Genomic DNA, 13,199 nt, shown 5'->3' on the forward strand with positions numbered 1-13,199 from the left:
TTAATAACATAAATATAAACTAGCTAGCCACCTGCGTCTTGAAACTAGAAGCTATCTGATTAAAAATAAAATCCGCCGTTATTGGCATCCCATCGAAGTTCAGTACAGAGTGAAGTTTGGATGCTTCCGTACCGAGTTCTATCATCATAAGACTACGAAGCTGTGCATCGCGGTTTTGTTCGATGACAAAGATTTGTTTGTGAGAGGACACAAAATCTTCAAACGCTTTATCAAATGGAAATGCTCTCAGCCTTAGCGCATCCACATGAATGCCTTTATCAGCTAACATATCCATAGCCTCTTCTGCCGAATAGGTCGAAGTGCCGAAGAAGATAATACCAATATCCGATTTCTTTTTGGAAGGATAAACGACAGACGATGGAACTAAGGTTTTCGCTGTTTCCCATTTTTTCATCAGACGCTCCATGCCTTTTCGGTATTCATCTGAGCTCTCTGTATAGGCAGCGTACTCAGTATGAGAACTTCCTCTTGTAAAGTAAGAACCTTTTTCAGGATGTGTACCCGGAATAGTTCTGTAAGGCACACCATCGCCATCCTTATCCAAGTATCGCCCCCATTTCTCCACATTGTCTAAATCCTCTGCCGTCAACACTTTTCCTCGCTTGTACTGACGCAAATCATTCCATTCATAAGGATCTGAAATATGATCATTCATCCCTAGATCTAAATCCGTCAGCATAATAATAGGTGTCTGCAACTGCTCCGCTAAATCAAAAGCATCCGCTGTCATTTCGAAACACTCCTTAGGAGAAGCTGGGAACAGTAAAACATGACGAGTATCTCCGTGCGAAGCATAAGCTGCCTCTAATACATCGGATTGTTGTGTGCGCGTAGGCATACCTGTACTCGGCCCTGTGCGCTGCACATCAATCAATACTGCTGGTATTTCTGCGAAATAAGCTAGACCTAAAAATTCGTTCATCAAAGAGAGTCCAGGTCCACTCGTAGAGGTAAATGAACGCGCTCCATTCCACATACCACCGAGCACCATACCCATGGCTGCCAATTCATCTTCCGCCTGTACAATCGCATAATTTTTACGCCCTGTTTCTTTATCTATTCTGAACTGCTTGCAATAATCCGCAAAGCCATCTATAACAGAGGTAGAGGGCGTAATCGGATACCATGCAGCAAATGTAGCTCCTGCATAGACAGCTCCCAGTGCGCAGGCAGCATTGCCTTCCGCTAAGATTTTATCTTTTAATAAATCTCTTCGCTCCACTTTCATCGTTAGTGGATTTGGATAATGTTCTTTGATATAATTGATACCTAAATTCAGAGCATTAACATTGAGTGGTATCAATTTTTCTTTCCCCTTGAACTGTTCTGCAAATAACTCCTCAAAAACATTGAACTCTATTTTCAATAACTCACACAATGCACCGACATAAATTATATTTTTAAACAATTGTCTCTGTCTTGGATCGCTATAATTGTCATTACTGATTTGCATCAAAGGGATTTCAATATAATTGATATCGCTGCGCAGAAACTCTTTGCTCAATTTTTTAGTGCTATCATAGAGAAAATAGCCGCCTGATTTCACGCTGGCAACATCCTGTGCAAAGCTTTGAGGATTGACTGCTACCATAAGGTCGATACCTTCCCTTCTTCCGAGATAGCCTTTTTCACTCACCCGTACTTCATACCAAGTAGGTAAACCCTGAATATTGGATGGGAAAATATTTTTAGGAGTAACAGGAACTCCCATTCTGAAAATCGCTTTGGTAAAAAGGAAGTTTGCCGAAGCAGAACCTGTTCCATTCACATTGGCAAAGCGGACTACGAAATCGTTAATGTTCATTTTTAATATATTATTCAAAGTTTGACTCGAAATTTCTAGAAGAATGAAAGATATTTAAAATATCAACTTGACTCTCTGATATTACTTTATACATTATCCTGTAATGATTATATAAAATTTCTCTAAATTTTGGATTATTCAATTCTCTTATCACTTTTCCAATTTCGGGATTGTTTTGTAAAATTTCAACTCTTTCTATAATACGAACTATAGATAGTTCTGCATAATAATTGCTCTCCTTCGAAATAAATTCAAAAATATTCTTTAAATCTAGCTTTGCATCGTCTGTCCAATTTATTTGAACCATTCAACAACTTCTTTTTTCAAAATTTCATGACTTGTTATACCTCCAGATTCTGATTGTTTATTCGATCGATCTAATTTATCTAATATTAAAATTCTTTCAATAAGATCTTCTACTTCTATTTCTTTTCGCTCTAATTCTAATATCTCTAGATTTTTTTTCACTTTACTAATTTCAATCATATTGTCTCAATTTAATATTTGATAAATTATAATTCTCCACACGCCGTATGCGCCTTGGTCGTGTTATACAAAAACTTCTGCATGTCCCATGCCGAAGTCGGACAGCGCTCGGCACATAGGCCGCAGTGTAGGCATACATTTTCATCTTTTACCATCACGCGTTTGGTTTTCAACTCTGCAGACACATACAAATCCTGAGTCAAATTGTTAGCTGGCATAGTCAGCTTTTGACGCATGACATGTTCATCTTCTTCTGGCTCAGTAAATGTGATACACATGGTAGGACAAATATCCACACAGGCATCGCACTCTATACATTTATCTTCAGTAAACACCGTTTGCACATCGCAATTTAGGCAGCGCTCTGCTTCCTTATATCCTGTCAAGCCATCAAATCCCAATTCAACTTCTAATTTTCTATCAGAGAGTGCTTTTTTCTTTTCTGCCATTGGGACAATATATCGCTTGTCGGTTGTTACCTGGCTATCATAAGCCCATTCGTGAATACCCATTTTCATACTATGCAGATTGACCATAGGGTCAGGTCTATCCATTAAGGGTTTACCTTGACATGCCAAGTCAATAGAGATAGCACCCTGATGACCTTGGGCTACGGCTGTTATCACATTTTTAGGTCCGAAAGCAGCATCTCCACCGAAAAATACCCTTGGGTGTGTCGATGCATAGGTTAATTCATCTACCTTGGGCATACCCCACTCATCGAAATCTAATCCTAAATCTCGCTCGATCCATGGGAATGAATTTTCCTGACCTATCGCTATCAATACATCATCGGCTTCTATAAAAATAAGAGGCTCTCCAGTAGATACCAATTTTCGTTTTCCATTTTCATCCTTTATAGCTTCTACTTTGTCAAACATCATTCCAGCTAGTTTTCCATCCTTGATGACAAATTCTAATGGAACATGATTATCTAGAATAGGAATATCTTCATGTATAGCATCTTCTTTTTCCCATGGAGATGCTTTCATTTCGCTAAATGGCGAGCGAACACAAACCTTCACTTCTTCTCCACCTAGTCTTCGAGCAGTGCGACAGCAATCCATAGCCGTATTTCCACCTCCGAGTACGATTACTTTCTTGCCAATTTTACTGGTATGCTCAAAGGCTACCGATGCTAACCAATTAATACCGATATGAATATTAGCATCGCCTTCTTGGCGACCAGGTACGTTCAAATCTCTGCCTTTGGGTGCACCAGAACCCACAAATACAGCATCATAGTCTTTATCTAAAATTTCTTTGAGAGAAGAAACATATTGGTTGAAATGTGTATGAATACCTAAATCTAAAATATAATTTACCTCATCATTCAGCACTTCTTCTGGCAATCGGAAAGATGGTATTTGTGAACGCATGAAACCACCACCTAGTTTTTGTTCATCATAAAGATGTATTTCATAGCCTATTGGGGCTAAATCTCTCGCCACAGTGAGTGAAGCAGGACCAGCACCTATAAGAGCCACTTTTTTACCGTTGGGTTTGAAAGGTCCTTGTGGCATCAGTGCCTTCACATCATCTTTAGATTTATTGTCAGCAGCTACACGTTTCAATCTACAAATAGCTACGGGTTCTTCTTCTACTCTCCCTCGGCGACAAGCCGGCTCACAAGGTCTGTCACAAGTGCGACCAAGGACACCAGGGAATACATTGGAATCCCAATTGATCATATAGGCTTCTGTATATCGCTCTTGAGCGATTAAGCGAATATATTCAGGAACGGGCGTATGCGCAGGGCAGGCATATTGACAGTCCACTACTTTATGAAAATACTCTGGATCTTGAATATTAGTCGGTTTCAAATGATACGATTTTAAGTGTAGCGAAAATAAGGTATTATTCTAAATTAACTAAGAATAAAATTTTAAATTAATTAAACTAAAACAGTTGTTTAGAGAAACTACTTACTTACTTAAAACAACTCGTCGAATGATCTTTTCATCATCATTGCTAATTAATATGTTATAAAGTCCATTAGTCAAATGTCCAAGTTCTATATCACAAGAATTGTCTTTTATTTCTCTTTTTAAGACTGTGATTCCAAAACTATTAACAACTGAAATCATCGCATGCGCGCCAAATCCTTTAATTTGAACTAGATTATTTGTTGGATTAGGATAGATAGTCAAATTCATTTTATCTACACATTTACTCACTATGATTTTTGAATATTCGAATTGTCCATCAAAATCAACTTGCTTTAACCGATAATAGGTGGTGCCATAGAAAGCATTTCTATCCTCGAAAGAATAATTATTCATCTCCTGACTAGTGCCTTTTCCAGCTTCTTCTCCTACAGTTTCAAATTGCTGTCCATCTTTTGACCTTTCGACAATAAATTTTTCATTATTCTCTTCGGAAGCTGTTCTCCAATTTAATCTAGCTACGCCAAGTTCACATTTCGAATGGAAATCTACCAATCTTACGGGCAGAGGATTTAAGTTAGCCTTCATATAAATGGTATAGTCTTCTGCTTGACCAAAAGTGCCTACATCGCAAGGACCAGTTGGGCTAGAATTAAATTTGGACAACACTCTTAGTCTAAGTGGGGTATTCAGAACAACTCCCGATGCTATTGTTGGGGTTGTAAAATTTAAAGTATTGGTTCCATTCATATTTGCAGTTATAATTCCTAGAGATTCTCCTGCATCTAGATTGTTGTTGTTATTGTAATCAATATAAGCTCTCACTGCTTCATTATTGAATATACCAGTCGTTACTTGCAAAGCATAGGTAGTATTAGGAAGTAATATGGTATATGCGGAACATGTAAAATCTTGGTAATGCCCATTGTTGGACAAGGTTGTATTGTTAATAGTACCTAAGGTTACATTTCTTATCCCTACATCGCCTCCGTTTCCATTATTGCTATTCGCAGCTACGGTACATCCAGTATTCGCAGTCAGTCCGACACTGGATACAAGAATAATGTTGTTTTTGGTCAAAGAGTCTGTACCATTTATTCTAAGTTTTACTGTATATAGCCCAGGTGCAATATAAGTATGTGTAGGATTTCGAGTTGTATAATCGGTAATACCATCATTGTTGACATCCCAGGCCCATAAACCATTTGGCCTCAGACTACCGTCTGTGAAATTTACGGTAAGACTCCCTGTGCAACTCCTATAAGGACTATATGCAAAATCAGCTACACGTGTAGTTACAAAAATATCACTGGTAAATAGTCCCCTACCATGAGTAGCTACTACAAGCATTTTATCCGCAGCTCTATATTGGAGCATATCACATCTTGTGTGAGCCAATCCTATACTACTTACTCCCCATACTGGTGTACTAGCTGTTCCTGTGCCAAAATTATCTGTACTCCATACACCTAATTCAGTAGCTACCACTACTTGATTTCTATTATCAGGATTGTATAAAGCCCAGCGAATAGGCATATCAGGTAAATTGCCTTCTTTATTTCTCCATGTAACCCCACCATTGGTAGTTTCCCAGACAGAAGTGACACCATAATTTGAGAAGGTTATAAGAATAGAATCATCACTCGCCCCTACATCGATAGATGAAACCCATCCAGCATTAGATGTAAAGGTATCTATACGGGTAAGGGTAGGAGTAGCTGTACTTGCATTCACATATTTATATACTCTTCCATTTTCAATACCAAGGAAGACTACATCATTGTATGGACTCACCTTTAAAGCGGAAATCTTAGCAGTACCAACACTAACCGAAAGGTTACTATTTGTTACACTGCCTGTAATATTGGATACACGCTTTATCGTATTATTGCCTGCTGCTGAATACAAAATGTTTCGAGTGTCATCATAGTCAGAAGGATTGATAAAATGCCCTACTCCATCTTCATTTACTATGTTGGGGAAAGTGGTTCCGCCATTCAGTGAACGATAGATCACATTGTACGTATATGCGGTCATTTGATATGTAGGGTTATCCTGGTCTATATGACAAAAGGCACCATCGCCACCTGTGACTTCAGAGACGGATCCCACCTGAGGACTTGTGAACTTTTGACTACCATTGTCTTGTGCCCCTGCCAAAAAATAATGACTATTTACAGAGTTTTGAGCAGCACAAGCATAAAATTGCGTTACATTATATCCTGTGTTTTTATCTGCAAAACTAGGAGTTGAGCCTGAGTTCCCAGCATTAGTAGAGAGAGTAACTCCGCCATCATGACTCAAGAGTACTTCATTGGAATTGCCGGGTCTGAAGACCATACCATGCTGATCGGCATGAACATAAGGTTTAGAAAATCCGCCATACCAATGTGAAATACCCGTCCATGTAGCCCCGCTATCTAGTGTTCTATGTAAATCAATTCCCCCTGCGATTACTATCCATGGATTAGTAGGATGTACAGCTAAAATCAAATCATACCAAGCTTGTCCTCGAGTAAAATGACTTCCTGAGCCATCTACCATCAGTGGAATAGCACAATTTGTCCATGTAGTGCCTCCGTTAATTGATTTTTTTAAAAAATCTACATCTGTATTTCCGTTACCAACTCTAGCTACAGCATATAATACATTCGAATCTGCTGGTGCACAAGCTAGCTCAATTCTTGTTGAGGAATTTAAAGTGCCAATATTAGAGCTTATGTCTGACCATGTGCCTGCATTTCCATTATTAGCATTCGTAGATTTAAATACTTTTCCCTGAGAAAAAATGCCAAAAGATGCATACAAGTCACCGTTTGAGGCTATTTCGATGTCAGCTGCCCTATCATAAAGTGTACCTGCCCCTGTATACACAGCTTGAACTCTAGACCATGTGGCTCCACCATCCGTAGAACGCATAATACCCCCAGTATTAATATAAAAACCTCTTGTCGCTGCAAAAATATGTCCATTATTTTTGATGACAATTTTATTGACATACTGAAAATGACTACCGCTATTATATGCTCCTGGGGCTGTAGAGCCTAATAATGCCCATGTAGTTCCTCCATTTGATGATTTCCAAATACCTCCACCTCGCTGAGCTCCACCATTGAAGAACCCTTCACCGGTTCCCACATAGATTTCCTGAGTATTGCTTGGATTAAATGCAATACAGGAAATGGCTATATTATCCCAAAACCCATCTACATGCACCCAGGTGGGTGACGCTACGGTTATATCATTGGTATACCATAATCCTCCTCCTACACCGGCAGCCCAAACTTTTTTATTCGTACCATCATTGGGATCAAATGCAATAGCCCTCGTGCGTCCCCCTACATTATTGGGGCCACGTTCCTGCCATGTCACACCTGATATAGCAGCTTTATGCCTAGGTCTGCTGAGCATTTCATCTACTGCCAGATTTGCTAAAACCTTTCTCTCATAAGGTACATGTCCTAAATTAGGATCCATGGTCATCAAATAATCTTGTTCATATGCTAAATCTGGTCTATCTTTTTTTGGCATTTTCATAATCTTTTTAATCTCTCTCGGCGAACGATTATATGGATGGTTTTTTAGAAGTTTGCCCCAGTGTAACATTTTGTTTGCAGCTCCGTGGCTTTTATTTGGCTGGGCATCGAATTGAATAGACCAAATAATGGAAAAAATCAAACACAGATATTGTGTAATAATTTTAATAGGAAATGAACCTTGAGACTGCATATTACAAAAATATTGGCTTTTTAGCGATTAGTATTAGATTTGTTATAACAAATTAAATAAATGGAAAAGATTTTAAACTTCATCAAACAAAATGTCAAATTCCGAAATATATGTTCAATAGTTCTTGGCTGTATCATAGGGGCATTGACCAACGGCTTTATTGTAAAGTATGGACCACTGTTGATTCCTAATCCTCCAGGGTATAGTCATGCTACTATTGAACTTTTCAAATCAACCATACACCTGCTGCAACCTATTCACTATCTTGTTCCATTTACTGCGCATGCAGTTGGTACTTTAGTAGGTAGTGTTGTTGCATGTAAAATTGCACTATCTAAGCATAAATTATTGTCTAATCTAGTAGCGACTTTATTCTTTCTCGGAGGTCTTTATATGGTGATAGTTTTATACCCTGTATCACCCATGTGGTTCAATGTCGTAGATTTAGTTGGTGCATATTTTCCTATGGCATGGATTGCTTATAAATTAGCCTTGAAGCCGAATTGATATAGTTTCCCTACATATAAGAATGTGTTTATTATGCGAGCGGCTCTCCTTGGTTTACTTTTAATACAATTTTTGGTATCAACCGCACAATTAGAAGGTCGTTTATTAATTGATTCCTTGCATGTAGAATTAAAAAAAAATAGGTCAGATTCAAGTTTTGTAAAATTATACAACTCATTATCATCTAGTTATATTGTAGTAAATCCTGATTCAGGCATAATATATGCCCAACTAGCCTTCAATCGAGCTAAGGATATAAACTGGAGTTCAGAAGAAGTTATTTCTTTGCTCAATCAATCTGTCTGTCTAACGAGAAAAGGTGAATACAATAAGGCTTTAAAAATGAACTTTATTGCCCAGGAAAAAATGGAAGAGTTAAATGATGATGTTCTAACAGCCAAAGTATTTAGCAATCTTGGCTATATTTATTTACATTTAAATGATTATCAGCGTGCGCTCGAATATTGTCAAAAATCTATTCAGCTTGGTTTGAAAACGAAGGATTTTGATTTATTGATTTCTCAATACAATGCAATGGGCTTAATTTATAGCTCTACATATAAAAACAAAGAGGCTCTTTTTTATTATCAAAAGGCAATAGAGCTAGCTCAGAAAAAAAACAATAAAACTATTTTCGCCTATGCTAACTCAAATTCGGGAAGTATCTATCAAGAAATGGGTGAATACAGAAAGGCACTAGATTTTCATTTTAAAGCTCTTGTTATTGAAAAGGAATTGAATGACATTTATGGTTTAGCCACAGAATATGGAAGTATTTCAGTAGCTTATAGAGAAATGTCTCAGCAATATCCAGCGAAGCGAAATGTCTATCTAGACAGTTCGATTCATTATGGAAATTTATCCATTGACTACTGCATAAAATGCGATGATAATAGCGATTTAATCTTGGTAAAAAAAGAATTAGGCAAAACGTATGCCTTCAAGAACAATTATAAAAAAGCATACCAGCTATTTTCTGAATCTATACAACTAAAAGACTCTCTTTTCTCCTCAGAACAAGACGCTGAATTGCGTGCCACTGAGAAAAAACAACTAGAAAAAGTTAAGGAAGTCGAATTAGCAAAGCAGCGTCAGTTGATATATTTCTCATCATTGGGAGGACTGATAATGCTAGTTTTTGCGAGTATATTTTTCTTTCAAAGAAATAAAATAAAAAAGGAAAAAAAGAGGAGCGATGAGCTTTTATTAAACATTTTACCAGAAGAAGTAGCGGAAGAGTTAAAACAAAAAGGTAGTTCAGATGCCAAGGCTTTTGATTCCGTCACAATTTTATTTACGGATTTTAAAGGTTTTACTCAAGTGAGTGAAAAACTATCTCCCCATGAATTGGTTGAGGAAATTGATTTTTGTTTTAGAGCTTTTGACAAAATAATTGAAAAGTACAACATTGAAAAAATAAAGACCATTGGCGATGCCTACATGTGTGCAGGTGGCTTGCCCATTCCTAGTGTAAATCATGCAGAAGATGTCATACGAGCGGCTATAGAGATTAGAGATTTCATTCATAATCGAAAAGAAGAAAAACAAGCTAAAGGAGAAACTTTTTTCGAAATACGCATCGGTGTGCATACTGGAAATGTGGTAGCTGGTATCGTAGGAATTAAAAAATTTGCTTACGATATTTGGGGTGATGCCGTGAATCTAGCTTCGCGAATGGAGTCATCCAGTGAGCCGGGTAAAATAAACATCAGTGAAACGACCTATTCTATTGTCAAAGAAAAATTTGAATGCCATTATAGAGGTAAAATTGAAGCTAAGAATAAAGGAGAGATCAACATGTATTTTGTAGAAAAATATATTGGAATTGATAACGATTAAACAGATATCTGCCATTGATTTGGAATCACTTGCAGCCTTATCCAAATCCACCTTTGTACAGTCTCATGGGCATAGTGCAGACTCTAAAGATATCGACACCTATCTTCGCTATGCCTATTCTTTGAATAGACTTCGCTCCGAATTAGAAGACAAGAATACCTATTTTCATTTTTTGTACGATGAGAATATATTGGTAGGATATTCCAAGATAAGTCTAGAGACCAACTATCCAAAAGTTTTCGACCAACCCTTAGCTAAACTAGATAGAATTTATATTGATGAAAAATCCTTGGACAAAAAACTCGGACAAGTTCTCTTTGATTTTAATTTAGAAATAGCAAAACAAAATAATCAAAAAGGAATATGGTTATATACATGGATAGAGAATCACCGTGCGATTAAGTTTTATCAAAAAAATGGTTTTGAAATCATAGACCATAAGGATTTTAAAATTTCCAATCGCCATTCGAATCCGAATTATATTATGTATAAAAAAAATATAATGTCTTGAGAAAATTAATCGTCTCAATTTTTGTTGTTGTTATTTGTTTGATCCTATTTTTAGTTCCAAAAGATATTAAGAGAACCGTACAATTTGTTGTATCGAAACCAAGAGTTCTTATCATTCAACCTCTTGGAGACTTTAATCGAGGCCTTGCGAAGAAGAATCTCGCCAATCTCAAAAAAAACTTTCCATCTTCGCGATTATTGCAGAATATAAACTTACCATCCGTAGCCTATTATCAACCACGAGACCGCTATCGAGCGGATAGTATTTTGAATTATTATCGTTATCGATATGGTGTGGACACCATCCTAATACTCATGACGCATCGCGACATCAGCGTTACGAAAAAACTCATCAAGGACTGGGGTATTATGGGTCTGGCGCATAGTCCAGGCAATGTTTGTGTAGTTTCCACCTATAGATTAGATAAATCTAAACTCGAAGAACAACTCTACAAAGTCTCTATTCACGAACTAGGACATACTCAAGGTCTTCCGCATTGTCCAGAAAAAACATGCTATATGCGCGATGCCTCAGGCGAGAATCCCCTAGACGAAGAAAAAGGATTTTGTTCGAGCTGTAAAAAAGTAATGGAAAATAAAGGGTGGACTATTTAATCTCTACGCAACCTGATGCAATTTCCAATATACTCCTTTCTTAGTCATGAGTTCTTGATGACTTCCTTGTTCTATGATTTGCCCATTTTGAATATACAATATTCTATCGCTTTCTATGATGGTAGACAATCTATGAGCGATTACAATTGATGTTCTTCCTTTGAGAACTTGCTTAACCGCTTTTTGCAATTTTTGTTCTGTGATAGAATCTATAGAAGAAGTAGCTTCGTCGAGTATCAAAATTTTAGGATCGTAAGCAAATACTCTTGCAATAGCTATTAACTGCTTTTCACCAATAGATAGATTGATTCCATCTGGTTGCAGAATTTCTTCTATTCTATTAGCCAAATCATCACAGCCCATCCATTCGAAAATTTCTTTCACTTTTTCATTGGAGATTTTTTTATTTCCATAGCGAACATTATCTGCTATCGTACCAGAAAACACATGAGGCTGCTGAAGCACTATCCCTACATGGTGTCTAAAACTAGATAAAGACATTTTTGATACATCTTGCTCATCGACATACAGTTTGCCTTCTTGTGGTTTATATAACTGAGCTAAGATAGAAGCTATAGTTGATTTACCCTCACCTGTAGGTCCCACAAGGGCTATCTGTTCACCAGGTGCTATGTGTAAATTAAAATCTGAAAGAACTTTCTTTTCATCATTGTAAGCAAAATGAATATGGTCTAATCGTATTTCTCCTCGAATAGTTGTAAAATCATTCAAAAAATTTTCATGGCCTTTTTCTATACTATCATCCAACAAATTGAAAATTCGTTCTCCAGCACTCAAGCTATTTTGCGCTATGGAATAATAGTTGGATATATCCGATATAGGTTCAAATATTTGAATAGAATAAATGAAAAATGCTGAGAGTGCACCGATAGTCAATCCTGATTGGAGCTTGATAATATCTACAACTCCATAGCCTAAAACACTTGCTGCAGCGATATTTCCTACAATTATGATAATTGGAAAAAACGCAGCTGAATAGAAAGCGGATTTATACGAAGCTTTGCGATGTTCTATGGCTTTGGATTGGAAAATTTGCACCGCCTTGTCTTCGTTCGACAAAATTTTATTAAGTTCTACTCCATGAATATGCTCGTTGATAAGCCCCACCATTTCGCTATTTATTTTTCTACTCAGTCTTGAATATTTCAGTATGAGTTTGCGAATTTGACTACTGAGATAAATCATAACAGGTATAGAAAGTAAAATCATTAAACCCATAAGGAAATGTGTGCTCAGCATGATACCTATGCTAAAGACGATAGATACGATAGCCCATGCCATGCCTATGAGTCCCCAAGAAATGACCTCTGATACTCTATCGGTATCCGATGAAATTCTACTCAGCAACCAACCCGCTGAGTTTTTATCAAAGTAAGAAAAAGTCATAAATTGCAATTTTTCAAAAAGTTGCTTGCGCATATTAAAAATAGTGCGCTCAGAGATAGTGCCAGCTGCATAAATAAATAAAAATACAAAACTACAGGTTGCTACTATCATAGCCGCTAGATACCATAGATACTTCTGAAGACAGGGATTCGCAAGACTAGCATTACTTTTGTTATTATTCACCAAGCAATCATTGATAAACTGCGAAAACAAATAGGGATAAAGAGAATCTATAAAACCTACGATACCTGCCGCTATGAGCATGAGTATAAATTTATTTCTCTCGTAGGTCCATACATAGACAAACATTCGTTTGAGAAAAGGAAATATCGTTTTATCTTGGTTAAATTCTAATTCTTGCATTTCATTCAATTTTTAATTTTAAATAGTTTTTT

At 37.0% G+C, this 13,199-nt stretch carries 10 protein-coding genes; 4 read left to right on the forward strand and 6 right to left on the reverse strand.

Annotation, left to right across the window (positions count from 1 at the left end):
- Nucleotides 1-19: 19 nt before the first annotated feature.
- The 5 genes from JNL75_04205 to JNL75_04225 form a co-directional block, all read right to left on the reverse strand.
- Nucleotides 20-1,825, reverse strand: coding sequence for a 2-oxoacid:acceptor oxidoreductase subunit alpha (locus tag JNL75_04205; GenBank protein MBL7789019.1), 1,806 nt, complete (start codon nucleotides 1,823-1,825; stop codon nucleotides 20-22).
- 10 nt (nucleotides 1,826-1,835) lie between these two features.
- Nucleotides 1,836-2,132 (reverse strand): type II toxin-antitoxin system RelE/ParE family toxin, encoded by a 297-nt coding sequence (locus JNL75_04210; protein ID MBL7789020.1) that lies wholly within the window; start codon nucleotides 2,130-2,132, stop codon nucleotides 1,836-1,838.
- On the reverse strand, nucleotides 2,120-2,311 hold the full coding sequence (locus JNL75_04215) for a hypothetical protein (protein ID MBL7789021.1): 192 nt from the start codon (nucleotides 2,309-2,311) through the stop codon (nucleotides 2,120-2,122). Before JNL75_04215 ends, JNL75_04210 begins: the two co-directional genes overlap by 13 nt.
- Before the next feature lie 26 nt (nucleotides 2,312-2,337).
- A complete protein-coding gene (locus JNL75_04220; GenBank protein MBL7789022.1) occupies nucleotides 2,338-4,134 on the reverse strand; it encodes an FAD-dependent oxidoreductase in 1,797 nt (598 codons plus the stop codon).
- Between the two features lie 102 nt (nucleotides 4,135-4,236).
- Nucleotides 4,237-7,926, reverse strand: coding sequence for a hypothetical protein (locus JNL75_04225; protein MBL7789023.1), 3,690 nt, complete (start codon nucleotides 7,924-7,926; stop codon nucleotides 4,237-4,239).
- 60 nt (nucleotides 7,927-7,986) lie between these two features.
- Between JNL75_04225 and JNL75_04230 the strand changes: the two genes are divergently transcribed.
- The 4 genes from JNL75_04230 to JNL75_04245 are packed head-to-tail and all read left to right on the forward strand — an operon-like array spanning nucleotide 7,987 to nucleotide 11,397.
- A complete protein-coding gene (locus JNL75_04230) occupies nucleotides 7,987-8,433 on the forward strand; it encodes a hypothetical protein (GenBank protein MBL7789024.1) in 447 nt (148 codons plus the stop codon).
- A 33-nt stretch (nucleotides 8,434-8,466) separates the two neighbouring features.
- Nucleotides 8,467-10,272 carry a tetratricopeptide repeat protein gene (locus tag JNL75_04235; GenBank protein MBL7789025.1) on the forward strand — a complete coding sequence of 602 codons (1,806 nt, stop codon included), beginning with the start codon at nucleotides 8,467-8,469 and terminating at the stop codon, nucleotides 10,270-10,272.
- Entirely contained in the window at nucleotides 10,259-10,783 is a 525-nt protein-coding gene (locus JNL75_04240; protein MBL7789026.1) for a GNAT family N-acetyltransferase, read from the forward strand. Before JNL75_04235 ends, JNL75_04240 begins: the two co-directional genes overlap by 14 nt.
- Nucleotides 10,780-11,397: a hypothetical protein gene (locus JNL75_04245; protein ID MBL7789027.1), complete on the forward strand. Its 618-nt coding sequence runs from the start codon at nucleotides 10,780-10,782 to the stop codon at nucleotides 11,395-11,397. The genes JNL75_04240 and JNL75_04245 overlap by 4 nt, the downstream gene beginning before the upstream one ends.
- Nucleotides 11,398-11,400: 3 nt before the next feature.
- On the opposite strand, the gene JNL75_04250 is transcribed toward JNL75_04245, so the two are convergent.
- Entirely contained in the window at nucleotides 11,401-13,167 is a 1,767-nt protein-coding gene (locus tag JNL75_04250) for an ABC transporter ATP-binding protein (GenBank protein ID MBL7789028.1), read from the reverse strand.
- Between the last annotated feature and the right edge of the window lie 32 nt (nucleotides 13,168-13,199).

This window comes from Chitinophagales bacterium (assembly GCA_016787225.1).
Taxonomy (GTDB): domain Bacteria; phylum Bacteroidota; class Bacteroidia; order Chitinophagales; family JADJOU01; genus CHPMRC01.

What these genes read in the sequence shown, in the direction of transcription:
- JNL75_04235 (MBL7789025.1), top strand. Translation starts at nt 8,467, where the DNA reads ATGCGAGCGGCTCTCCTTGGTTTACTTTTAATACAATTTTTGGTATCA.
- JNL75_04250 (MBL7789028.1), bottom strand. Translation starts at nt 13,167, where the DNA reads ATGCAAGAATTAGAATTTAACCAAGATAAAACGATATTTCCTTTTCTC.
- JNL75_04210 (MBL7789020.1), bottom strand. Translation starts at nt 2,132, where the DNA reads ATGGTTCAAATAAATTGGACAGACGATGCAAAGCTAGATTTAAAGAAT.
- JNL75_04215 (MBL7789021.1), bottom strand. Translation starts at nt 2,311, where the DNA reads ATGATTGAAATTAGTAAAGTGAAAAAAAATCTAGAGATATTAGAATTA.
- JNL75_04205 (MBL7789019.1), bottom strand. Translation starts at nt 1,825, where the DNA reads ATGAACATTAACGATTTCGTAGTCCGCTTTGCCAATGTGAATGGAACA.
- JNL75_04225 (MBL7789023.1), bottom strand. Translation starts at nt 7,926, where the DNA reads ATGCAGTCTCAAGGTTCATTTCCTATTAAAATTATTACACAATATCTG.
- JNL75_04230 (MBL7789024.1), top strand. Translation starts at nt 7,987, where the DNA reads ATGGAAAAGATTTTAAACTTCATCAAACAAAATGTCAAATTCCGAAAT.